Origin of the sequence: Arsenophonus nasoniae (assembly GCF_004768525.1) — a bacterium.
GTDB classification, from domain to species: domain Bacteria; phylum Pseudomonadota; class Gammaproteobacteria; order Enterobacterales; family Enterobacteriaceae; genus Arsenophonus; species Arsenophonus nasoniae.
Genome location: NZ_CP038622.1, coordinates 1 through 22,953, shown reverse-complemented (window position 1 = coordinate 22,953; position 22,953 = coordinate 1). Strand labels below are relative to the sequence as shown.

Annotated in this window: 22 protein-coding genes and 9 pseudogenes; 9 read left to right on the top strand and 22 right to left on the bottom strand. The window is 42.2% G+C overall.

The window, feature by feature from the left end:
• Positions 1 to 2: 2 nt before the first annotated feature.
• The 5 genes and pseudogenes from ArsFIN_RS24860 to ArsFIN_RS24840 all read right to left on the bottom strand — a co-directional run.
• Positions 3 to 308: pseudogene (locus ArsFIN_RS24860) on the bottom strand (type II secretion protein E); the annotation flags it as partial.
• Between the two features lie 278 nt (positions 309 to 586).
• Positions 587 to 1,099: a DNA-3-methyladenine glycosylase gene (locus tag ArsFIN_RS24855; protein ID WP_026824269.1), complete on the bottom strand. Its 513-nt coding sequence runs from the start codon at positions 1,097 to 1,099 to the stop codon at positions 587 to 589.
• A 3-nt stretch (positions 1,100 to 1,102) separates the two neighbouring features.
• On the bottom strand, positions 1,103 to 2,062 hold the full coding sequence (locus tag ArsFIN_RS24850) for an Rpn family recombination-promoting nuclease/putative transposase (RefSeq protein WP_026824268.1): 960 nt from the start codon (positions 2,060 to 2,062) through the stop codon (positions 1,103 to 1,105).
• Between the two features lie 45 nt (positions 2,063 to 2,107).
• Positions 2,108 to 2,992 (bottom strand): MobP1 family relaxase, encoded by an 885-nt coding sequence (gene mobP1 / locus ArsFIN_RS24845; RefSeq protein WP_276489452.1) that lies wholly within the window; start codon positions 2,990 to 2,992, stop codon positions 2,108 to 2,110.
• 262 nt (positions 2,993 to 3,254) lie between these two features.
• Positions 3,255 to 3,752, bottom strand: a complete 498-nt coding sequence (locus ArsFIN_RS24840; protein ID WP_135679060.1) for a hypothetical protein — start codon at positions 3,750 to 3,752, stop codon at positions 3,255 to 3,257.
• A gap of 379 nt (positions 3,753 to 4,131) precedes the next feature.
• Here ArsFIN_RS24840 and ArsFIN_RS24835 point away from each other — a divergent pair.
• The 6 genes from ArsFIN_RS24835 to ArsFIN_RS24810 all read left to right on the top strand — a co-directional run bounded on the left by ArsFIN_RS24835 (position 4,132) and on the right by ArsFIN_RS24810 (position 7,608).
• Positions 4,132 to 5,291 (top strand): IS3 family transposase gene (locus tag ArsFIN_RS24835; RefSeq protein WP_135679031.1). Its coding sequence is split into 2 segments (ribosomal slippage): positions 4,132 to 4,411 and positions 4,411 to 5,291, totalling 1,161 coding nucleotides; the frame shifts between segments, so codons are not numbered across the junction.
• Positions 5,292 to 5,305: 14 nt separating this feature from the next.
• On the top strand, positions 5,306 to 5,842 hold the full coding sequence (locus ArsFIN_RS24830) for a hypothetical protein (RefSeq protein ID WP_026823901.1): 537 nt from the start codon (positions 5,306 to 5,308) through the stop codon (positions 5,840 to 5,842).
• 269 nt (positions 5,843 to 6,111) lie between these two features.
• Positions 6,112 to 6,468: a hypothetical protein gene (locus tag ArsFIN_RS24825; RefSeq protein WP_135679033.1), complete on the top strand. Its 357-nt coding sequence runs from the start codon at positions 6,112 to 6,114 to the stop codon at positions 6,466 to 6,468.
• Positions 6,458 to 6,709 carry a helix-turn-helix domain-containing protein gene (locus ArsFIN_RS24820; protein ID WP_026823899.1) on the top strand — a complete coding sequence of 84 codons (252 nt, stop codon included), beginning with the start codon at positions 6,458 to 6,460 and terminating at the stop codon, positions 6,707 to 6,709. Before ArsFIN_RS24825 ends, ArsFIN_RS24820 begins: the two co-directional genes overlap by 11 nt.
• Positions 6,710 to 6,841: 132 nt before the next feature.
• On the top strand, positions 6,842 to 7,237 hold the full coding sequence (locus ArsFIN_RS24815) for a hypothetical protein (RefSeq protein WP_026823898.1): 396 nt from the start codon (positions 6,842 to 6,844) through the stop codon (positions 7,235 to 7,237).
• Positions 7,234 to 7,608, top strand: a complete 375-nt coding sequence (locus ArsFIN_RS24810) for a DUF2726 domain-containing protein (protein WP_026823897.1) — start codon at positions 7,234 to 7,236, stop codon at positions 7,606 to 7,608. Before ArsFIN_RS24815 ends, ArsFIN_RS24810 begins: the two co-directional genes overlap by 4 nt.
• Here the strand turns inward: ArsFIN_RS24810 and ArsFIN_RS24805 are convergent.
• From ArsFIN_RS24805 to ArsFIN_RS24760, 12 genes and pseudogenes are all read right to left on the bottom strand, one after another.
• Positions 7,605 to 8,153 (bottom strand): plasmid partitioning/stability family protein, encoded by a 549-nt coding sequence (locus tag ArsFIN_RS24805; RefSeq protein ID WP_026823896.1) that lies wholly within the window; start codon positions 8,151 to 8,153, stop codon positions 7,605 to 7,607. The two genes, ArsFIN_RS24810 and ArsFIN_RS24805, sit on opposite strands and share 4 nt — an antisense overlap.
• Positions 8,150 to 9,142 carry a plasmid segregation protein ParM domain-containing protein gene (gene parM, locus ArsFIN_RS24800; RefSeq protein WP_026823895.1) on the bottom strand — a complete coding sequence of 331 codons (993 nt, stop codon included), beginning with the start codon at positions 9,140 to 9,142 and terminating at the stop codon, positions 8,150 to 8,152. The genes ArsFIN_RS24805 and parM overlap by 4 nt, the downstream gene beginning before the upstream one ends.
• 213 nt (positions 9,143 to 9,355) lie before the next feature.
• Positions 9,356 to 9,790, bottom strand: a complete 435-nt coding sequence (locus tag ArsFIN_RS24795) for a regulatory protein RecX (protein WP_026823894.1) — start codon at positions 9,788 to 9,790, stop codon at positions 9,356 to 9,358.
• Positions 9,791 to 9,988: 198 nt separating this feature from the next.
• Positions 9,989 to 10,564: a topoisomerase C-terminal repeat-containing protein gene (locus ArsFIN_RS24790; protein ID WP_276324686.1), complete on the bottom strand. Its 576-nt coding sequence runs from the start codon at positions 10,562 to 10,564 to the stop codon at positions 9,989 to 9,991.
• A gap of 229 nt (positions 10,565 to 10,793) precedes the next feature.
• Positions 10,794 to 11,525, bottom strand: a pseudogene (locus ArsFIN_RS29095) (transposase).
• 14 nt (positions 11,526 to 11,539) lie between these two features.
• Positions 11,540 to 11,704 (bottom strand): hypothetical protein, encoded by a 165-nt coding sequence (locus ArsFIN_RS29090; RefSeq protein ID WP_407062063.1) that lies wholly within the window; start codon positions 11,702 to 11,704, stop codon positions 11,540 to 11,542.
• A gap of 54 nt (positions 11,705 to 11,758) precedes the next feature.
• Positions 11,759 to 11,935, bottom strand: coding sequence for a transposase zinc-binding domain-containing protein (locus tag ArsFIN_RS29085; protein ID WP_407062062.1), 177 nt, complete (start codon positions 11,933 to 11,935; stop codon positions 11,759 to 11,761).
• Positions 11,936 to 12,222: 287 nt separating this feature from the next.
• A pseudogene (locus tag ArsFIN_RS24780) lies at positions 12,223 to 13,750 on the bottom strand (DNA topoisomerase); the annotation flags it as partial.
• A gap of 442 nt (positions 13,751 to 14,192) precedes the next feature.
• A pseudogene (locus ArsFIN_RS24775) lies at positions 14,193 to 15,287 on the bottom strand (IS3 family transposase).
• Between the two features lie 121 nt (positions 15,288 to 15,408).
• Positions 15,409 to 15,915 carry a hypothetical protein gene (locus ArsFIN_RS26865; RefSeq protein ID WP_167876789.1) on the bottom strand — a complete coding sequence of 169 codons (507 nt, stop codon included), beginning with the start codon at positions 15,913 to 15,915 and terminating at the stop codon, positions 15,409 to 15,411.
• Positions 15,916 to 16,247: 332 nt separating this feature from the next.
• A pseudogene (locus ArsFIN_RS29080) lies at positions 16,248 to 17,451 on the bottom strand (IS91 family transposase).
• 9 nt (positions 17,452 to 17,460) lie between these two features.
• Complete coding sequence (locus tag ArsFIN_RS24760) at positions 17,461 to 17,919, bottom strand: hypothetical protein (protein WP_135678317.1); 459 nt, start codon at positions 17,917 to 17,919, stop codon at positions 17,461 to 17,463.
• A 117-nt stretch (positions 17,920 to 18,036) separates the two neighbouring features.
• On the opposite strand from ArsFIN_RS24760, the gene ArsFIN_RS24755 reads away from it, so the two are divergent.
• Positions 18,037 to 18,504 carry a lipocalin family protein gene (locus ArsFIN_RS24755; protein ID WP_135679039.1) on the top strand — a complete coding sequence of 156 codons (468 nt, stop codon included), beginning with the start codon at positions 18,037 to 18,039 and terminating at the stop codon, positions 18,502 to 18,504.
• Between the two features lie 6 nt (positions 18,505 to 18,510).
• Here the strand turns inward: ArsFIN_RS24755 and pilV are convergent, their stop codons facing one another.
• Positions 18,511 to 18,861 carry a shufflon system plasmid conjugative transfer pilus tip adhesin PilV gene (pilV, locus tag ArsFIN_RS24750; protein WP_246067633.1) on the bottom strand — a complete coding sequence of 117 codons (351 nt, stop codon included), beginning with the start codon at positions 18,859 to 18,861 and terminating at the stop codon, positions 18,511 to 18,513.
• Between the two features lie 82 nt (positions 18,862 to 18,943).
• On the opposite strand from pilV, the gene ArsFIN_RS24745 reads away from it, so the two are divergent.
• Entirely contained in the window at positions 18,944 to 19,330 is a 387-nt protein-coding gene (locus ArsFIN_RS24745) for a hypothetical protein (RefSeq protein WP_135679058.1), read from the top strand.
• Between the two features lie 81 nt (positions 19,331 to 19,411).
• Positions 19,412 to 19,993: pseudogene (locus tag ArsFIN_RS24740) on the top strand (IS91 family transposase); the annotation flags it as partial.
• A 10-nt stretch (positions 19,994 to 20,003) separates the two neighbouring features.
• Here the strand turns inward: ArsFIN_RS24740 and istB are convergent.
• The 4 genes and pseudogenes from istB to ArsFIN_RS24720 all read right to left on the bottom strand — a co-directional run bounded on the left by istB (position 20,004) and on the right by ArsFIN_RS24720 (position 22,819).
• A pseudogene (gene istB, locus ArsFIN_RS24735) lies at positions 20,004 to 20,763 on the bottom strand (IS21-like element helper ATPase IstB).
• A pseudogene (gene istA / locus ArsFIN_RS24730) lies at positions 20,750 to 21,786 on the bottom strand (IS21 family transposase). The pseudogenes istB and istA overlap by 14 nt, the downstream one beginning before the upstream one ends.
• Positions 21,787 to 21,872: 86 nt before the next feature.
• Positions 21,873 to 22,355: pseudogene (locus ArsFIN_RS24725) on the bottom strand (IS91 family transposase); the annotation flags it as partial.
• Positions 22,356 to 22,513: 158 nt separating this feature from the next.
• Positions 22,514 to 22,819 carry a hypothetical protein gene (locus ArsFIN_RS24720; RefSeq protein WP_135679055.1) on the bottom strand — a complete coding sequence of 102 codons (306 nt, stop codon included), beginning with the start codon at positions 22,817 to 22,819 and terminating at the stop codon, positions 22,514 to 22,516.
• Positions 22,820 to 22,953: the final 134 nt, after the last annotated feature.

Here is a 22,953-nt window from a genome sequence, read left to right as displayed (position 1 = left end):
TTTTATTGCGGTAACAACGTATAACTGTCTTCATCAATCGGGCAAATGAAATGCGCGGCCAGTGGGTCAACTTCTCCCGCATGGATGTAGTGCAGAACGTGCTGATTACGGGTCATGCCACCTAGTTTTCGATGCCAGTAGGTTTTCGCGGCCGCTTTACTTTTTGTCCGGTACAGTTCAAAAAATTGGGCATCCGGGGCAATCACTTCGGCTACCACAATCCGCCCGACAATCCCGTGATAACAGTGTTCGCAGCCTTCAAAATGGCGCATAAACACCTTTTCAGGCTGGCAATACTGTTCAATCAGGAAGGGTAGCCCAGACGAGGGTAGGAATACCGGCTTCCTTGGATACCGGCCACCCTTACGGGTGCCCCGCCTGAGCCACCATAATTTACAGGCATACTTAGGCTTTTTTCGACATAAAAAAGACGCGGGGCGCGTCATCTGTCGCCAAGGAAAAACTCAGGTTCCTACACCCGGTTAACCATTGAGGATTAACACCTCGATTATAGCGACTGAGAGGAAAATCGGCAAGGATATATTAATGAATGTAGGCACATATTGCGCTTGGTACTTAACGGTGTTTACATTGACTTAAAACGCCATAATTTATCAGTGCCAACTTTTATGCCTATTCTTGGTGTGGTCATATATTCTGGTCTGGCCGTGGTATCGTAAACACAAAAATAATTCGATTGTGTTAAATCAATCTGGTTATTATTTTTCGTGATATTTAATTTTTTGCAGAGTTTACCCGGCCCATCCAAAGAAAGACGCATCGGTTTTTCTAATTCTATACCTCGAATTAAAACCGCCGACGGAAATCCTTCACGTTCGGTCACAATATTCAGACAATGGTACATGCCGTAAATAAGATAAACATAGGAAACCCCGGCAGCACCAAACATGACTGCTGTTCGTGGCGTACAGCCTCGCGCGGCATGACAGGCCGGATCATCCTGCCCTATATAGGCTTCCACTTCGTTGATAACGCCATAATAATCAGCAAACTTTAAAACTTTTCCCAGCAAATCCTTTGCCACACAAAGCGTATCACGCTCATAAAATGAGCGAGGTAAAATAGTATTACTCGACACAGATTAATCCATCAGTGCATTAATCTCAGCATCAGACAGCCCCGTTGACATTTTGACAATCGCCCGATCAACGCCGTTGGCTAAAAGCTGGCGAGCTATTTTAACTGAGGCATTTTTCTCACCTTTTTGTTCGCCAAGCTGTATTCCTTCTTGACGGCCTTTCAAGATACCTTTTTCTATGCCCCGCTGTTCACCAAGTTTCTCACCTTCTTGCCGTAGCTGCTCTGCAATAGTCATCACTACCTCCCGATAATCAGTCGCTTTTTCCGCAATCTGATGCAAAAATTGCTTTGCATCAGAAGTATTTCCTCGTTCTACAATATAACATATTAATCCTCGAAATAGCTCAGGCTGCAATACCCACTGATTGAGCAAGGATGCTATCTCTTGACTTAACTCTAGCATATCGCGGGTACGGATATGCTTCATCACCAGCTCCATTAGGGCAACGTGCCGATGCGTGACAATTTCTTCGTCGGGGATCGCCGTAACGTCAACCAGCGGAAACGCCTGCATATAAACAGACTTTGCCAGCTCTGGATCAGCAAAACAATCCAGACAATGGGTACTGTAGGGATACGGCGAAGTGTTACCCTGATAAAACAGCATCGGGATCACCACAGGTAAGGTGTCATTACCCTGCTCAAGATGCCGTTGCATCGCCGCCACCGCATAGCGCATCAAACGAAATGCCATCAGCTTTTCTGGGCTGCTCTGGTGCTCGATAAGGCAATAGACGTAACTATCATGACCCGCTGTGGTCTTCATTGAATAGAGCATATCCGAACACTGGCTACGCAGGTCTGGCTCAATAAAGCTTCCGGACTCCATCGCCAGCGTACTAAAATCACACAATTGACGAAGTTTTTCCGGTAAATGAATTTGCAGAAAATCCCTTGCGATGGTGATATCACCAAGGAATTTCTTAAACAGACTGTCATGGTGGGAAAGTGTCTTTTTCATTAATGCATTATACCTATGAGGGATAACCCTCGCCATTCTTTCACATTAAAATTTGAATATCCCGACGCGAATACCCAGCTTTTGTTTCTCCTGAAGTTTAACTGTCGCTTCCTGATTTTGTTTAAACAGCGAAAAACCGCGCTGTTGCTTCAACAACTGCTCTGAGGTATCCAATGGTTTCAATTTATCAAACGGCGCGGGCTTTATGCCCATTGCACCCTGATTTTCGATGCGCCAGTTATTGCGCTTGTGATCTGACCATCCCTGCTGATTGCCCTGCCCGTCTGTCAACGGTACTTTTACTGTTGTTTCACCCTCCTTGCGCATTTTTATCACACTGCCGACTTTTACCCCTTCACGCTTGATTTCATCAGCAATATTGCTACCCCATCGTGTCATCTCTGTTTTGTTTTTCAGGGTGCGCAGCGTGATATAGTTTTGCTGCTTGTTTTTTGGATCAAACAGATAATTTGTCCGACCGAACTCAACCACTTCAAACAGATTGCGTAGACGATCAGGCTCACGTTTAAGCTGCTCTTTCTTCCCAAAATCATATTTATGGGTACATTTGACGTTATAGCCCATTTTTTGCAGGTTTCCGGCAAACTTCTCGCGTAACTCGCGCAGGTCTTTTTTACGAATATTAATCCGCTTACCGCCATTATCAGGAATGCGAAGCAATGCATGAACATGTGGATGATGTTCTTTATCAGTATGATATGCAATCAGAACGCGGTTTTCAGGATATTTTTCCCTTAGTGTCTCCTCTGCCGCTTTAATCATATCCCTTTCCGATACCTCCGCTATCTTCGGGGATGAAAAAACCATATTATGCACAAGATTAGGTGAACGGTCATGGGTGTACTGCTTTTTATCTTCATCATCGATAAGCGATTCATACGCTTCTTTTCGTTGCTCCCGGACAGCTATGTGATATTCTACGCCATTGTTATCACGTAAAGTTATTTCCCTTCTCGTGCAATATAGTTTATTTCATTTTAACCCCGCGAGGCCGGTTAGCGCTGCCGGTAATTTTACCATTACCTCACGACTCGCCCCTGCTGTAACATCCGGCTTTGATGTTTTTTTCATATTTCGCGCCACCATTACGCATTTTAAAGTTATAAGGTGTCCGTCTGGCCTGCTCCTGTTGCCCCGTAATTTACGAGCTTTATATTCATCATCCGATTTTTTACCTATTCTTTTGACATAACATCACCTTATCATTTTGGCGTATTACGGATTTTACACTACGCACATTCACAGCAGCATTAGTCAATTGCCGCACGGATTTTTTCACATCCTCAACGTCCTTATTGAGTTTTTTCACCGCTTCCCACAATTCTGTTTCTTTTACATCATTATACTGACGTTGACGAATAATCGTAGCCAGATTACGCCCCGCCGTATTGACGGCATTTCTTGCCCGGCGTAATTCTTCCACTTCCTCATCCAGAAGAACAGGCTCCGTGGTCATGGCAAGGTTTAACATAAATCTTATTTCTTTCGCCACTGACCAGTGCCGGGAATCCGCTTGCAGAGTCAACTGATTAAGCATCTCATCAGATAAACGGATTTGCCTCACATTTGATAATGTCGATTCTTTACAGGAGACGGTATCGACTTCTGTCGAATATTGAGAAATAATTTTATTGGCAAGAACAGAAAAAAAGCGGCTGGCTTTTACCACTTAATTTTATTATCACATCCTTTAATTTGTTATAATTATCACTCGATATTCTAAAGCTAATAAATTTCATCCTTCCTCCAAAACCCGTGTAGCGGTTGGCGAGAGCTACAAATGTGCACATTTGTAGTGGCTACGACTATCCGGGTCTTGTGTTTTATGGTGGCTTTGTGGCATACCTCTATTCATCTTGATACTCAATATTCCAATCGTTACTGTTGGTATAGGTGGAGCAGATAGGCATACAAAACTACGCATAAGAAAAATGCTGTAGAGACATACGACGTTACCCATCATTCGCCACCTGTCTGGTTTTGTAGTGGTCTAATAAAACTGTAGAGATTTATAGCTTATAATTAAGCAAAATCTTATAGGTATAAATATGACCCGAAAAGTAAAAGTAACCTTTAGCGGAAAGCAAAAACTGGAATATGCAAAACTCATGGTTGAAGGTGGATATAGCAATATCCAAGTTGAAAAAATATCCGGTGCGGGTAAATCTGCCGTATCACGATGGAAGCAACAATATCTTGCCGAGTTAAATGGGAATACGCCTGTAAAATCAAAAGCGTTAACACCCGAGCAACAGCGCATACAAGAATTAGAAGTTCAACTTAAGCGTGCTCAGAGGGATAATGACATATTAAAAAAAGCCGCGGCTTACTTCATCCTCGACAATCAAAACTCAAAATCGTGAAGCAACTGAAAATCATGTACCCCAATTTTACGGTCACTGAGTTATGCCATCTTTTTGAAGTAAGCAGCAGTAGTTTTTATTATGAAACGAAAATACCGACAGTTGAAAATGAAAGACTGTGTGGCGAAATCAAACGTATTTTTTATACATCGGGTCAAATTTATGGCAAAAGACGTATTCAAGCCGAGTTAAAGGGTTTAGGGCACCAAATTGGCACTTATAAAATATCGAACATCATGAAATTAAATCAATTAGTTGCAATTAGACCAACGAAAAAGCACTACTATCACTCATCGGGTAACGAACATCGATATACCCCTAATTTGCTTAAACGACAATTTTCCCCTGAACAGCATAATCACTATTATGTCGGGGATATCACGTATATTAGACATCACTATGGGTGGAGCTATTTAGCCTGTGTGTTGGATTTAGCCACCAAAGAAATTATTGGTTATGCCTTATCAACAAAACCGGATTCGAAATTAGTGAAAGAAGCCTTAGATAACGCAATTGAACGGCAATTACCGGATACGACAAGTTTGATGTTCCATTCAGATCAAGGTTGCCAATATTCATCGGAGGAGTTTAGGGCGCACCTCTTTGAACGGAAAATAACTCAAAGCATGAGTCGGCGAGGTAATTGCCTCGATAATGCCGTGATGGAAAGATTTTTTAGGAGTTTAAAGACAGAAAGACTTAACCGTTTATCGTTTATGAATCATCAATCTGTTGTCTGTGAAGTTGAAAATTATATTCAGTTTTACAATTATTATCGACGCCATTCAACGATTGGTTATTTAACGCCACATCAAAAATATCATGAACTAAAAAATGCCGCTTAGATCTTCTACAGAATTTGTTGACCATTACACCCCTTTTTGAGCGTGTTTGTGTCTTTATGGGTAGTGGATGGCGAATCAATAAACTACATCAGGATGAAGAACACCTTATAAAATTGATGAATCCAACACTAAAGAACTATTCTATCGTTTGCAGAAGGGAAAAAGACCGGATCATGATTTATGGCAGTGTTGATTATTATCACTATCGCTACGGTAAATTAGCAAAATGCTCTGTTTCACTCACGAGAAATGCCAGCGCAATTGCGGAAGATATTAAACGAAAAGTATTAATCACCGCTGTTGATGAAATCAATAAAGCTAACGAGTATCACCAGAAAGAACAGGAGAAAAAAGAACAAAAAAGAATTTTAAAAGGAATGCTAGCACAGCAAGTTAAGTTAGAATCTTATTATAATGCTATTACGGTCATTGTCGCCTCAAGTGGTATTCATGGCAAGGTAAAAGAAGGTTATGACGGATATAATCTAAAGCTCTATAAACTAAACACCGAGCAGCTAATAAAAATTGTTGGTTTTGTATCGACATTATAAATCCGATTTACGCCAGTCTCATTGATGGCTGGCTATCATCAAAATACGCTAACCATCTTCTAATGTTAAGATGCCCGTCAGGGCATGAAAGGCGCGAAAAATGGTGATAGAAGAATACAAAGGGTTATACGCGCCGCTACGTGAGCGTAGCGAACTGCTAAACGATTATAGCCCCCGGAACTGCGCTTGCGCCCCCTGCACAGCGTTTTTCAGGCGTGACGAGCTGTGCGAGTCATGCAATTACGAACTATCCGCTACGCAATCGTTAAATGGTCGGAGACAAAAGAGAGTTAAAGCGATATGGAATTTTTAGTAATGAAATGTCACTAGGTAAAAATAAAATGAATCAAATCTATCATAGAAAAGCAGGTGGTAAATTAAGAAAAATGTTAACTGTGTATTCAGATGGCGAAAAATTTAAATTGCGGTTTTTAATTATGGATAGAACAGATCCAACACGTTCAGAAAAAGCTAAAGGGATTAAACCTAAAAGAATAATTTTAATGGATAAAGCGTTTTTTTTTGACAATATGGAAGATTTAAGATTAAACATTAAGCAGATGCCTTTGTCTGAGATGATTGTGGACTTTATTAAAATTTTTACGGCGAATAAAAATGAAAAATAATAATGTTATTGAAATAAATCCTACGCCAGAGAATGTAAAACGATTACGTATTGCTGCCGGTTTAACATTAAAAGAATGCGCGAATATATTTGGTATAAGTTTACGAGGCTGGCAGAAGAAAGAAGAATCGAACACAGTTAATAGTCGGGGGATTACAAAAGGTGAATACCTTTATTTGCTTTTACTCGCTGGAGAACACCCTGAATTCATCCTAAAGAAGCGACAAGAAATAGAGAAATAGCACTTCAAAAAAAGCACAGAACTACCATAAAAACACAAGACCCAGATAGGCGTAGTCACTACAAATGTGCACATTTGTAGCTCTCGCCAGCCGCTACACGGGGTTTTTGGAGGAAATCAAAGGAGTAAAATTTTGACAGAAAAACAACGATTACAGAATTTTTGGATAGAGGCTGATGCGTTATCCGGCGTAGGCTATTTTGATGTCGTTAATGCCGGTTTAGAGCCAGTAAAATATCACTATCCGGTAGCGTCAAAACAACAGGTATCGGCGCAACTTAACTTTAAAGTGTGGGAACGGTCAAAACTTTGTTGTTACTTTCGTTGCCTTGATTTAGGTGACTATTTTAAAATGAATTTGTTCTTCAATGCCAAGACAGGTGGGCACTATGCTTCACAACAAGGCAGTATTGATTTTAAATCATCGGGCCTTTTAGGGGAATGCTTTTTACTGGATATTGTGATAAGTGAAAAAGGTTACCCGATACTAAAAAGTGCACGAATGCTTGACGATCAGGGAGTGTTATGAATATTAAAGAACGTAGCCTGTTAAGTGAAGATGAATCTGAAATCTATTGTAACCTTAACCGCTTAATGCCAGAAGGTGTTGTTGTTTTTGTTAAAGTAAAACTGTCGGAATTTTTAACACCTATCGCTGAATATGGAACGGAACTATTTTACCAAGACTTCCTTGAATTGAACAATCTAACAGCCCCGTTTTTATTGTTTGATGTAAAGAATAGAAAAGTAGAAAAGGTAATTACATTTCACAATGATTCTAAAAAACAGACAACAGGTGAATTAAGGAAGATCCTTGAAATCTGCCAAATTCCTTTGATAGAAGTTGGCAGTATTGCCGAGTTGTATACACTTACTCTTTTTGAAAACAAAGAAGATTAAGTGTTGAATAATTTGTTAGCTTTACTGATGACTGAATTAGGCTTAGATGGAGTTGCTAATTTTTTTTCCGATAAAAGCGTTTTTGGATTTGAAATGTCATTGATAAGATCGCCATTAATCGCGCCAATTAAAGCTCTAACCTGAATTTCAGTATCATTTTTAACTATTAATGATGAGTATTCTGATTCTGTGATAGATATCCATGAACTCCATCCATTATTAGGTAGTAGTGGGTCGCGTACTCGTTTTTGCCACGCGACAACTTCGTTTTCTTTACCTTTATTTACCTGAGAAATATTATAGTCTGGAGAAAGAGCTCCAATAATATTTGCCAGTGTTGATAACGATGTCGGTTTTGCAAGGAGAGAAGCAACGAGTAAGGGTAAACGATCATCAATTTTTTTCAAACTAAATCCAGAAAGAATCACGTTTTTTATCGTTTCGCTTCTTTTTCCTTGTCCAAGTTGATCAAGATGTGCAATGGCCGTAGCTTGTTCATCTTTATCTGTATTAAGATAGAAATAATATTTCTTTGTCTTACTCATTGCTGTTTGCCCATTTCAGCAAGCGCCTTGACAAGAGCAAGCTGCGGTGTATCTAACTTTTTTACTTTGTTTTTGAGCGTACTCCAGTGTGCTTTAAATGCGGGATAAAGGTACTCGGCACCGCCGCCAGTTAGGTATATGCGATGAAATCCACGATAATGTTGCTCGACATGTTGGATAACTTTTTCTATTAATCTAGTCTTTGAGACTTCAAACGCAGTTTTCACGGTTGCTACGTGTTTAATATTATTGATTAGTGGCATGATATCATTATCATTTCCTGCCATTATTGCCCTGATGATAGTATCAGCTACATGATAATTACTTGGAGTATCAGCTTTTAACAAAGCGTCCTGTACGTGCTTGATAACCAGACTTACGCCTGTTCCTGCTTCACCGGATATCTTTGCGATGCTGTCAAATTGTCCTTCTATTACGCCACAGTCAAGCGTTGTTCCGCCCAAATCGACGACTAAGGATTGCTCTAATGCATGAACATTATCCATCTGTAGTGCTGATACTACGGCGGGAACAGATTCAGGGTATACGCGGATTTTCCCAAAGGTAAAAACGTGTCCTTTGTTCAGAGTAATCGGGCGCTGGAGATTCCTGATTTTTCGTTGGATATTGACTGTATTTTCCTGTGCGTCGTCGCTGTAGTACTCACTGATTGGCAACGTTACCCAAAGTTCGATCTCCTGTGGTGTGATGCCGGACAGTTGGAGCGCATGATGTACCGAAAGTAGGTTTTCTGTACGGTATTGAAAATCAATATTAGTGGTGGGTAGCACATCCGCTGATGCTTTGGAAAAGCTGTATTTTAGTCCATCTACTTCATAGTTATAGATGGGATCAGACGCGAATCCGCCCGGTTTCCACCCTTCGTTGAAGGTGTTTTGACTTACCAGTGTTTTTAGCTCCTGATTAGGTTCATCTTGCCAGCATAACTTGATAGCCGTGGAGCCGTCGTCGCAAAACACTTTTAGCATAAATTACCCCTTTTGTGGTGTGAAAATATGTCAATATTTTAAAAACGTACACCATTTTCGTGTGTTTTTCAATATTTTTTTACACCTTTTATGGTGTTATTTTTTGTTTTTTCTTTTTTTGGTGTTGTTTTTTGATTTTATGTCGAAAAAATATACTAGAAGTGTTTTTTTTGGGTGTGAATTTTATTATTTTATGATTGATGTACACCTGAGTTAGCTAAATGCCTCGAAGATCATATCCATAGAAAATCCTTTGTACTGAAGATAGCGGATCTGCTTAGCTTTCTCTTTTTGCTCTGCGGGGGGAGTATCAGAAAATTTTTTTATCCTTGCTTCTTTGGCCATCGAATACCAGTCTATGCCGGACTCCTCTATTTTTTGTTCAATTAATTCTTGCGGAAAACCTTTTTGCCTGATTTCCTGCTTTATTCGTGTTGGGCCATGGCGTTTTTTAATGTGTTTATCTATAAGGTTATTAATTAACTGTGTATCGTTGAGATAGTGATTATCGCTTAACCGCCGAACAACACAGTCAACGTATTCTTCTTTTTCTGTCAATTTGCTGAGTAGGCGACGTAAGCTACCAGAAGAATAGTCTTTTTTGGCTAAAAGGGTTATAGCGTAATCATATAATTCGTTTTCACTCATCATTCAAATCCGTCATTATATTACTCAATTAAATAAAAACCCTTCTGTTTAATGAAGGGTTTTTGTTTGTTAATTTTATTTGTTAATCAAAAACTCGTCAAGCTACGTTCGGCGCTAAGGGCTTCAGCAATGGGTTTGGGTTTGCATCCGAGTATCGTCTTAATTGGCGTAACCCTTCGATTTTACTTTTGGGTTGCATTATTTCCCGTTGTGGTTAAACTCAAATCCCACTTTTCCAGTGGTTTTATCTTGTAAAATCAACATGGCATCGAAATTTTTCCCTGCTTTGCTTTTAAAGCCTTTAATCATGCCTGTTTTTCCCTTTTGAATGAGAATTTCAACCTGTTTGTTAGTGAGCTTTTTTTCTGCCACAGTAGACCAGATTTTAAAGTCACATCCGGTACAGGTAAACAGTTTGGGACGCACCACAATATCCTTACCACAATTGGGGCAGGGGGTGGCTAATCTTTCACCCTGTCCACTGTTTGGTTTTGCTTCGCCTTTAATTTCACCCACGCTGACTGTATTGACGTGCTGGCGCAAATCATCGATAAGCGCATTCACAAATTCATCAACCGTTTTACTGCCTTGCTCGATATCGCTTTGTTGTGCTGACCAGAGGGCAGTCATATCGGGTAATGTTGCTGACTCTGGTAGAGCGCGGAAAAATGCCACGCCGGTTTCAGTGGGGAGCAGCTTGCCTTTTTCTTCACGGATAAACTGGCGGTTTTTCAGTTTTTCCAGCATGTCAGAACGTGTGGCGGGTGTACCGATGCCGCCGTGCTCATCCTTTTTGTCTTTATCCTTTTCTTTTAACGTCTAAGAATTTCAAAAATAAGTTAACAAAAATTTAACATTAATTATTAAGCAGAATAACGGGTGCGAAAGGTGATTTCCCCCTTTTTTGAGGTGAGAGAAAGATTTTTCAATAAGCGGTAATGATGTTTTTAGAACAATATGAGTTAACTTTGTACAATTTAGTCGATTTTAAATAGATCTCCCCTCACCCCAACAAAGGGACATAGCGCATTCGGGCAATCTCTAAAGCATGATAGACTAATTGAGATATCTTTAATCCTTTGATAAAACGAGAAAATCGCATCCTTCCACCACAAAGAATGCAGCTAAACGGATCAACACCTAAAAACCGCTGACTTAGCAGCGCAAAGGGAACAGACCCTTTTCTTTTGAATTCGGATTGGCCGACGGCGTTTCTAACAACATCCAGAAACTTTCCCACCACCCGATTGGCTAAAAAACCAAAATAACGGAGCATCCGAAAATGTTTTTCGGGGATTTGTTTGATAAGCCGTAAAATTAATTCTTTTTGGGATAAATCTAAATTTTTGTAGTGACCCGTATTATGGTCAAAAAATCGTAACGTAATACGACTTCCGCCATCGTAATGCTCAAGCCTCGCCCCCGAGACAGGCGGTTTCTTCAGGTAACGCCCCAGATACTTTGCTGTCTTTTTGGCATTGGATGTCGGGTCGGCAAAATAGACATGCCAATAATCTTTACCTTCGGCATTTTTCCCTGCATTAAGAATAAACCGCTTCCACTCATCATAATCTCTTATGTGCTGTAAACTTTCAGGTAGGTAAATTTTCCCCAGACAGAAAGAAGATATTGTCGAACATTCCACATCCAACGTTTTCTCACTTTAGCGAGGTCAAATTGCATCGACTTCCATTTTTCATTCTGATTGATGCCCCATTGTCCATGAGAGATGAATATGCGTGTTCCAGTTTAGTTTTCTCCCATAGGTATGTAGCGCACCAAAATACCCATGGTTAATCCGCGTTTCTTCGCTGCATAAAGTAAATTGTCCGCAGCAAACGGGAACAGTTTCCCTAGTAACCATCGATTCAATTCAAAGAGGCCAAAGACTGTGCGGCATCGTAAATGTGCCATGCTGCCATTTGACATTAGGTAAACGTTTAATCGTGGTCTTTATCCAGTTATCCGTCAATTTTTCCCACAGGATGGGCAACCCCGACCTTTGCAGGTAAAACAGACTAACTTTTGATGATCACAATTCTCGTTTTCACAACAATACTCACGGAAACCCATCATGGGTGTGCCGCAAGCCAACATTTTTGTGACTACTTCTATTTCTATCTCTCTGAGTTGAGTGGTTTCCATAATTTCAGCCCAGGCCTTATTCCGCTCAAAAAGCGATTTTAACGGTCGGGGTTGAAAATCTTTTTTCATAGGAAAGGACATAAATCAGTTTAGCTTTGATTGACGATATTACACTCAAGACACGGACTAAAGCTCCCTCAATCTTTCTGTAAGGCATTTTCAGTTTATAGGCCAAAAGATGCTTAAAATTAAGAGCCAATCAGAATAGATTACCGCGCGTTTTATCACTAGATATCAGCGCACAGTGTTTCAGGTTATCGATTTGCAGCCGTAGGCTGATTCGTTCGCAATTGTTTAATTTGTGCATCTTCAACGAAATCCGCTACCCGTACCAGTGCTGCCAGTAGCGTGGCTTCGGTAAATAGCAGCGGTGGCGTGGTTTTCTTTTCATTCACGGTCACCGCATCACAACGGCCGGTTTCCCCGGTGCGTAATGCCTGTAGCACGCCAAACGCGCTGTCCGGCATATCCTCATCGCTGGCGTCTGACGCTTCACCTTTGAGAAGGCGCTAAACCCGGCATCCATCGTTTTGTTGCCCGTGCGCTAAAGGTTTCACCTTCAACCTCAACGACAACTGAGGCTTCCAGATAACGCTTGTTGGGCATGAACTGCACCAGATAATGTTGCGCGATAGCCAGATAAACCAGCCGTTCGTGCTCACTGAGGGCGTTTAATGCCGGTACGTTGGCGGTAGGGATAATCGCGGTATGGGCTGTTACCTTGCCACTGTCAAACGCCTTGCTTTTTCGGCTTTGATCAAGGGCAAGTCCGTTAAAATCACCAATGCCTTGCAGCGCCTCAAGCACCTGTGGCGCTTCGTTAAACTGCTCGTCAGACAGATAGGAGCAATCGGAGCGGTTATAGGTGATCGCTTTGTATTTTTCGCGTAGCTGCTGGGTGATTTCCAGCGTTCGCGCCGCCGTCATTTTGTGCTGGCGGTTCATCATCTGCTGCAATCTCACCAGATTGAACGGAAGTGGCGGTGCATTTTCTTTTTCCTGCACGCCAGCGGCCTTTATATCGGCGTCCTTGCCGCGTAAACGTGCTGCCAGTGCATCAGCATAACTTTTGCTGGTAAGACGCTTCTTGTCGTCCTGCGGCGCATTTTCGTTGACCTTCCAGTTGGCGGCGAATGTCTGGCCGTTAACGGCAAAATCCCCGATAAGCGGGTAGTAAAAACTCGACGTGTGCGACTGATTGGCGAGATAGCGGCGCACTATCAGCCCGAGGATCGGCGTTTGAACCCGACCGACGGAGTACGCCCGATAGCCCTTTTGCGTCCCTCGATGGTATAGGCGCGAGTCATGCTCATGCCGTAAATCAAATCGCCAGCGGCTCGTGCAAGTGCTTTGCGGTAAATGCCTTTGAACTGGTGATTATCTTTCAGTTGGGACAGTGCCTTTTTAACGGCAGCGTCGGTGTTGTCATTAATCAGCAAACGCTTAACCGGCTTGCTGTTGCCGGTATATTCCAGCAATTCCTCAACCAGTAATTGCCCCTCGTCGTCCGGGTCGCCTGCGTGGATAATCACATCAGCCCGGTTAATCAAGTCAATGACGGTTTGGGTATGCGCTTCCTTTCCGGCAATCGGCTCATAGCGTAACGGGTAAAGCTGCAACGGCAAATCCTCGGCTTTCCACTGCGCATAAGCCGGATTGTACGCCTCCGGTTCAATCGATTTCAGGAGATGGCCGTAGCACCATGTTACGACGTTATCGGTTGACTCAAGATAGCCGTCTTTTTTCTGGAAATTGCCCCTAGCGCTTTGGCAATATCCTTCGCCACGGAGGGTTTTCTGCGATAAAGAGTTTCATTTTCACCTGTTAGATTATTTTCTTTGTTAAAGACAATAATGGTTAGCTTTTCTTTTGGCTATTTGATAGATAATTCTACAATCCCTGATACGCCGATGTGTTTTAATCGTCTCATCAGTTTGTTGTTGAATGAGAGAAAATACATTGTCTCTGTAAGGATTAATTATTCTTAAAACAGATAAAGAAAGATAGATTCGCTATTAAAATTATTAATGAATTAATATTTTCCTTTAAGGATTCAAAACAAGAGGTTATGACATCTGCGTTTAATTCTCTTATAACTGATGGTTCATAAATAAAGTAGCAACTCAATATTATTACAATCAATTTTGGTGTCATGGAGATGACATATTGAAATGAAATAAGAAATTCTTTAACCATATAGAAAAAGATATGAAATACGCGCCATGAGCTGTAATGGTCAACAAATTCTGTAGAAGATCTAAGCGGCATTTTTTAGTTCATGATATTTTTGATGTGGCGTTAAATAACCAATCGTTGAATGGCGTCGATAATAATTGTAAAACTGAATATAATTTTCAACTTCACAGACAACAGATTGATGATTCATAAACGATAAACGGTTAAGTCTTTCTGTCTTTAAACTCCTAAAAAATCTTTCCATCACGGCATTATCGAGGCAATTACCTCGCCGACTCATGCTTTGAGTTATTTTCCGTTCAAAGAGGTGCGCCCTAAACTCCTCCGATGAATATTGGCAACCTTGATCTGAATGGAACATCAAACTTGTCGTATCCGGTAATTGCCGTTCAATTGCGTTATCTAAGGCTTCTTTCACTAATTTCGAATCCGGTTTTGTTGATAAGGCATAACCAATAATTTCTTTGGTGGCTAAATCCAACACACAGGCTAAATAGCTCCACCCATAGTGATGTCTAATATACGTGATATCCCCGACATAATAGTGATTATGCTGTTCAGGGGAAAATTGTCGTTTAAGCAAATTAGGGGCATATCGATGTTCGTTACCCGATGAGTGATAGTAGTGCTTTTTCGTTGGTCTAATTGCAACTAATTGATTTAATTTCATGATGTTCGATATTTTATAAGTGCCAATTTGGTGCCCTAAACCCTTTAACTCGGCTTGAATACGTCTTTTGCCATAAATTTGACCCGATGTATAAAAAATACGTTTGATTTCGCCACACAGTCTTTCATTTTCAACTGTCGGTATTTTCGTTTCATAATAAAACTACTGCTGCTTACTTCAAAAGATGGCATAACTCAGTGACCGTAAAATTGGGGTACATGATTTTCAGTTGCTTCACGATTTTGAGTTTTGATTGTCGAGGATGAAGTAAGCCGCGGCTTTTAATATGTCATTATCCCTCTGAGCACGCTTAAGTTGAACTTCTAATTCTTGTATGCGCTGTTGCTCGGGTGTTAACGCTTTTGATTTTACAGGCGTATTCCCATTTAACTCGGCAAGATATTGTTGCTTCCATCGTGATACGGCAGATTTACCCGCACCGGATATTTTTTCAACTTGGATATTGCTATATCCACCTTCAACCATGAGTTTTGCATATTCCAGTTTTGCTTTCCGCTAAAGGTTACTTTTACTTTTCGGGTCATATTTATACCTATAAGATTTTGCTTAATTATAAGCTATAAATCTCTACAGTTTTATTAGACCACTACAAGCGGAGTACGCGATGGTAAATGGAAAAAAGCTCATGTCTTGGAATGTTTTTTATCGCTACCTCTTCGTTATCTCTGATTATGCTGATTTCTATTTTATCTTTTCGTTTCTCCATCATTGTAACGATAAACAAGAATGCATAGATGATAATGGGTGTAAGAAATGTATACATTTTATTCCTCTTTTGTTTTTTGTGGCGATTGATGATGGGCGATCTTTTATTCTTTTTTATCCTCGCATTCTGCCAAATTGTTTCATGATATCGCTGACGATTGCTGGATCTGCCGTTGGACAGCCCCCAGGAAATCACGCCGTTTAACAAACGTTTTCCACGGGTCAAAACCGTGTCGTCCAAATTTCCTAAGGGAGAAAAATTTACGAACAGCGCCACTACACTCACTTTGATTGCTGCCTTGTAGCTTCCCGTACATGCACAGTACAACGGTACACGGGTCGCCTGAGTCAACTTTTTCTTGAGCAGAAAGAGGAATACTGGCTGCAAGTAATAGCCATGTTGCAGTGAAGAGGGTTTTATTCATAATGACTTTCCTATCAAGTTGGTTTGAATTACGCTGATTGAGTATTTATTGAAAATGGTTATAAGGTTGACGTGACATGAAATTATGGAGAAATCTGTATTTACTAATATCTTCTTTGCTATCTCTCTCTTGATGGTTAGGAAATTGAATCGCTTTTAAAGTGAGTAGCAAAAGCCATCCCTTATTGCAAAAAGGAGATGGGGATCGATTTATTGTGTTTAGTGCCAGTTAACATTTCCTCAGAGAGTGTAATTTCTAACCTGATTTCCTTATTTTAGACACATTGATCCTGCGTTTAGCTGCGTAACCATCGCTTTTTCTCCAGGTTATGCAGTCTTTCTGACAACAATTCCGTTGCTTTTTTACCCATTTGCGCCCCGGTGAAAAGCAGCCTGTCGCCACACAGAATACATTTGTACGGATCGGTACGCAGAAATCCTTTCATCAGCACAGAAAAACCTGGGTTCTCCGGTTTTTTACGTGCCGTCATCTCAAGTGCCTTATACACTTTCGGCAATAGTTTTCCTCGTTTACGATTCGACAAAAAACCAGAGTAACGCACCATTTTAAAATGCCTGGCCGGAATATGGCTTATATAGCGTCTAATCATCTCTTCCTGCGGCAGAGTCTGCTGCCGATGCTGGCCAGTTCGGTGGTCATGGTAGTGATGAACAACGGCACCCCCTCGGTAATGCCGCAGTTTTGACGCAGATACCGGTGGGCGTTTAAGGTAGCGACCGAGGTACTTAACACTATGCCATGCCCCTTTCGTTTTTTTAGCAAAGTGCACTTTCCAATAACGTCCGTACTGCGCCCTCAAGTAACGCCGCCAATGTTTTTTGTCACGGATATGGCCAAGACCGGGAAGAAGGCCAGGGTTAATTAAATCATAACTGTGACGCAGTAGTCGGATAACAGCCCCTCGCCAGATTTCTTCGACATCCTTTTTTTTGAAAAAACAGCTTTCGCCATACACTATGTTTACTATCCAAACCCCCTCGAGTGACGGAAACATGAACATGCGGATGTTGATTGAGTTGCCGGCCATAAGTATGCAAGGCACAGAAAATACCAATTTCGATACCCTGTTTGCGAGCCAACTGCAGCATAGCTCGAGTGGCTGCCCGAAACAGAGCATTAAGTAGCGGCCAGTTATTGTTAAAAAAAGGCCAAAGGAGATGTGGCATGGTGAAAGTAATGTGTTGCCAGTCGCAGTCGGGTAAAATATGAACCTGCTGTGCTAACCACTGCTCGGTGGCTTTAAAGCCACATGAACTGCAGGCTTTTGACTTACAGCTTTGGCAGAAAAAACGGCTGTGAGAACAATCAGACGAAGCGCAACAATAGCGCCGGACACCCATGGCACAAGTGCCGCAGGCAAGCATGCGCTCCACAGATAAACTCGTCCACGAACTAACGCTATCGCCGTATTTTTCGAGGAATTTATTCCAACCGTCATCAATGGTGAAAAGTAGTTTAGCAGGACGAGGGATATACATCTGACTCAATTACCTTATGGGCATCTTGCCAAAGAAACAGAAATTGTCAGATTCGTCAGCCCAGTTATCGGTGTGTTTATCCCAGGGTTCAAAGGAAACAGGGATTATTCCCAGCTCCGTATAGGTGATGAATTCATCGGCAGGCAGACTTTCAGTTATTCCCCCCTCAGTGTAGTCGTATCCAGCGTCATCGGCTTGGTCTTGGCGTTGTTCAAAACTCCTGATAATCGTGACTAGCGGCGGGTAATACTGCGTGTCGAGAAAAAATTGGGGGCCGAGTCGGACGCAGTGGCGTATGGCTTCTTTTAGGGTGTCATAAAAAAATTCAGGCGGTCTGTCATCATCATTTTCGGGTGGGAGAGAGATCATAAAACGTTTCAGATAAACAGGCGTTGTGGCACGTGAAGTGACGGGCAGCCTGCCTGATTTAACCGGTTTACGCTTTCTGGGAGATTTATTGCGAGCCATCGAGATGAATCCCTGAAAAAAATTAACCTACTGCAGAGTATAAAACAGTACTCAACTCATTAACATCCCCGAAGCAGCACCGCTGCGCCGCTCACGCGTAGCGTGCTACGTTCTAGTATGTCTTCGCCAAAGGGTGTAAAGGCTGTAGAAAATTTTGATTTGAATCAATATCTCGGTCTCTGGTACGAAATTGCCCGACTAGACAATCGTTTTGAGCGTGGCCTAGAACGGGTTACCGCCAATTACATGCTTAATCCCGACGGGAGTGTGAAAGTCATTAATCGGGGATTTTTGCCCGAGCTGCATCAATGGCGAAAAAGTATAGGTAAAGCAAAATTTATAGGTTCCCCGAAAAAGGGGTCACTGAAAGTTTCCTTCTTCTGGCCGTTCTATGGTGGCTACCATGTGATAGCGCTACATCCAGAATATCGTTATGCGCTGGTAGCAGGGCCAAGTCGAAACTATCTTTGGCTGCTTTCACGCACACCTAGGCTCGAGACGGCGGAAACGGAGTCTTTGCTAAATCTTGCCAGAGAACTTAATTTCCCCGTTGATAAATTGATATGGGTGAATCAGGATGAGTAGAATTTTTTAATTAATGCAAATTGCTTCACATTGGAAGCGAACAAAAAATTGCGGACCACCTGATAAAATCCAGTTTTTATGCTCATCTGGTTTCACATGACAGGCTACATAATCAAAATGGCTGCCCGGTAAGTGAAAGCCTGCGATCGCACAAAAATCGTGTGAGCCAATATTTTTAGCACCTGAATTGGTTTTATGATAGGAAACAGGACCCAGTCCAGTCGTTTTGGTCCACCTGCCGGTTTGACAGGAAAGGAGTGCGCCTTTAACATCCCGACTCACTAATCCATTGGAGGGGCAGGACGAACCTTCAACGACGACTTTCTGAACGTAGCACGCTACGCGTGAGCGGCGCAGCGGTGCTGCTTCGGGGATGTTAATGAGTTGAGTACTGTTTTATACTCTGCAGTAGGTTAATTTTTTTCAGGGATTCATCTCGATGGCTCGCAATAAATCTCCCAGAAAGCGTAAACCGGTTAAATCAGGCAGGCTGCCCGTCACTTCACGTGCCACAGCGCCTGTTTATCTGAAACGTTTTATGATCTCTCTCCCACCCGAAAATGATGATGACAGACCGCCTGAATTTTTTTATGACACCCTAAAAGAAGCCATACGCCACTGCGTCCGACTCGGCCTCCAATTTTTTCTCGACACGCAGTATTACCCGCCGCTAGTCACGATTATCAGGGGTTTTGAACAACGCCAAGACCAAGCCGATGACGCTGGATACGACTACACTGAGGGGGGAATAACTGAAAGTCTGCCTGCCGATGAATTCATCACCTATACGGAGCTAGGAATAATCCCTGTTTCCTTTGAACCCTAGGATAAACACACCGATAACTGGGCTGACGAATCTGACAATTTCTGTTTCTTTGGCAAGATGCCCATAAGGTAATTAAGTCAGATGTATATCCCTCGTCCTGCTAAACTACTTTTCACCATTGATGACGGTTGGAATAAATTCCTCGAAAAATACGGCGATAGCGTTAGTTCGTGGACGAGTTTATCTGTGGAGCGCATGCTTGCCTGCGGCACTTGTGCCATGGGTGTCCGGCGCTATTGTTGCGCTTCGTCTGATTGTTCTCACAGCCGTTTTTTCTGCCAAAGCTGTAAGTCAAAAGCCTGCAGTTCATGTGGCTTTAAAGCCACCGAGCAGTGGTTAGCACAGCAGGTTCATATTTTACCCGACTGCGACTGGCAACACATTACTTTCACCATGCCACATCTCCTTTGGCCTTTTTTTAACAATAACTGGCCGCTACTTAATGCTCTGTTTCGGGCAGCCACTCGAGCTATGCTGCAGTTGGCTCGCAAACAGGGTATCGAAATTGGTATTTTCTGTGCCTTGCATACTTATGGCCGGCAACTCAATCAACATCCGCATGTTCATGTTTCCGTCACTCGAGGGGGTTTGGATAGTAAACATAGTGTCAACGATCACCGAAAACTGATCCACTTTTTATCTAAATCCGATCAATCAAAATTGATCCACTGTTTTACTCAGTTATTGCTCCTGAGCGCCGCTTATCTTTCAATCGGTAGCTTTCACCGCTTAATTGCAGTACATGCGAATGATGAAGTAAACGATCAAGCATAGCGGCAGTTAATGTTGCGTCATCAGCAAAAGCACTTGGCCATTGCCCAAATGATAGGTTACTCGTCAATATGACACTGCCATGCTCATAACGCTTGGCAATCACATTGAAAAACAGGTTTGCTTCTTCTCGCCCAAACGGCAGGTATCCAATCTCATCGATAATCAACAACTTCGGGGCCATCACCGAACGTGATAGATATTGTTTGAGCTTATTTTGTCGTTTGGCAGTTGAGAGTTGCAACATCAGTTCAGCTGCCGTGGTAAAGCGGGTTTTCTTCTTGGCCTGTACTGCTTTTAATCCTAACCCAATAGCTAAATGCGTTTTGCCTACACCGCTTGGGCCAAGCAACACGACATTTTCATTACGTTCAATAAACGTTAATGCGCTTAATTCCTGTATGTGTTGTTTGGGGATCCCCGTTGCAAACTTAAAATCGAACGTATTAAGTTCTTTATGTGCTGGGAATCCTGCCATCCGACTCAAAAGATTACGAGTTCGTTCATCTCGTTGTTGTTGCTCACATTTTAACAGGGACAGTAAAACTCTCCGTAGCTTTTGTCTTGGGCAATGCATTTTCGGCAAGTGATGACCAATGAGTCGGAATAGAATTTAATTTCAATGACTCACACAGGTGTTCAATTTGTTCATGCAATAACATGTTCACCTCCCAGTAATGCTTCGTATACGCTGATTGAGTGTTGCAAACTGACAGATTCAAGGGGCGGTACGATAGGGATATTAAGCGTATTAGTCTGTGGGATAGATTGGCAAACCCTTGCTGGTAAGGGTAGAAGAGACTTCACTTCCTTAGCTAATCTATCTGCTGGCTTCTCTAACGTTGTTCCATGAATTCGCTGATGGGCAACGCGTTGTAACCATGGACCCACTTTTGCATTAGCTATTTCAATATCCAGTTCAAGATTATGAGCACGAAGGTCGGTGTTTAATGGCACGATAAAGCTGTTTTAAATAGTGGTTAAAGCGCTCTACTTTCCCTTTCGTTTTGCCCTGTAGGGCTTGCAAGCCTTCAATTTAAACCCGTAATCTTTCGACATTTGAAGCATTTCGACATGTAATTTATGATCACCTTCTGCATAAGCATCCCGTTCGATGATGAGGGATTTTGCGTTATCACACAATACTTCCTGTGGTACACCACCAAAGTAGTCGAAAGCTTCTCTTAAACCTTGCTGCCACGATTCTGCTCGTTCATTATCAAAGAACTTTACATAACTCGCACGCGAATAGCCTAGCGTTGCAACAAACGCTTTCAGCGATTTTTACCTCGCCGGATGCTGGTGAAGTCGATTTGCATTTGTTGACCTGGCTGTGTTTCAAAACGGACGACTACTTCGGGAACAATGCTTGGTTTAAATTGACAAACAAATCGGCGTAATTGAGCAATACCACCTTGATAGCCGTTTTCAACTACCTCATCAAATAAGACTGTTGCAGGGATCCAATCAGGTTTAGCCAGTTCAATTCGCTGAAGCAAATAAGGTTTAAAGGGGGATAATTTAGTCGGTTGTTGACTTCTTTTAGCATAAGTTGGCATTGTCTGTTGTTGTAAATGATGTTTTACGGTGTTACGGGATATACCCAACTCACTGGCAATTTTTCGAAGGCTTTGTCCTTGTGCAAAGCGAACATGAATATCCACAAATATCTCCTTGGTTAACATAAATTATCCGTACAAAAATGTGCGAATAATACCAAGTGGATCAGTTTTAGATGATCGTTAGTGGATCAGTTTTGCATGATCGGTGACACATGCGGATGTTGATTGAGTTGCCGGCCATAAGTATGCAAGGCACAGAAAATACCAATTTCGATACCCTGTTTGCGAGCCAACTGCAGCATAGCTCGAGTGGCTGCCCGAAACAGAGCATTAAGTAGCGGCCAGTTATTGTTAAAAAAAGGCCAAAGGAGATGTGGCATGGTGAAAGTAATGTGTTGCCAGTCGCAGTCGGGTAAAATATGAACCTGCTGTGCTAACCACTGCTCGGTGGCTTTAAAGCCACATGAACTGCAGGCTTTTGACTTACAGCTTTGGCAGAAAAAACGGCTGTGAGAACAATCAGACGAAGCGCAACAATAGCGCCGGACACCCATGGCACAAGTGCCGCAGGCAAGCATGCGCTCCACAGATAAACTCGTCCACGAACTAACGCTATCGCCGTATTTTTCGAGGAATTTATTCCAACCGTCATCAATGGTGAAAAGTAGTTTAGCAGGACGAGGGATATACATCTGACTCAATTACCTTATGGGCATCTTGCCAAAGAAACAGAAATTGTCAGATTCGTCAGCCCAGTTATCGGTGTGTTTATCCCAGGGTTCAAAGGAAACAGGGATTATTCCTAGCTCCGTATAGGTGATGAATTCATCGGCAGGCAGACTTTCAGTTATTACCCCTCAGTGTAGTCGTATCCAGCGTCATCGGCTTGGTCTTGGCGTTGTTCAAAACCCTGATAATCGTGACTAGCGGCGGGTAATACTGCGTGTCGAGAAAAATTGGGGCCGAGTCGGACGCAGTGGCGTATGGCTTCTTTTAGGGTGTCATAAAAAAATTCAGGCGGTCTGTCATCATCATTTTCGGGTGGGAGAGAGATCATAAAACGTTTCGGATAAACAGGCGCTGTGGCACGTGAAGTGACGGGCAGCCTGCCTGATTTAACCGGTTTACGCTTTCTGGGAGATTTATTGCGAGCCATCGAGATGAATCCCTGAAAAAAATTAACCTACTGCAGAGTATAAAACAGTACTCAACTCATTAACATCCCCGAAGCAGCACCGCTGCGCCGCTCACGCGTAGCGTGCTACGTTCTGCAAATCCATGCACTTTTAT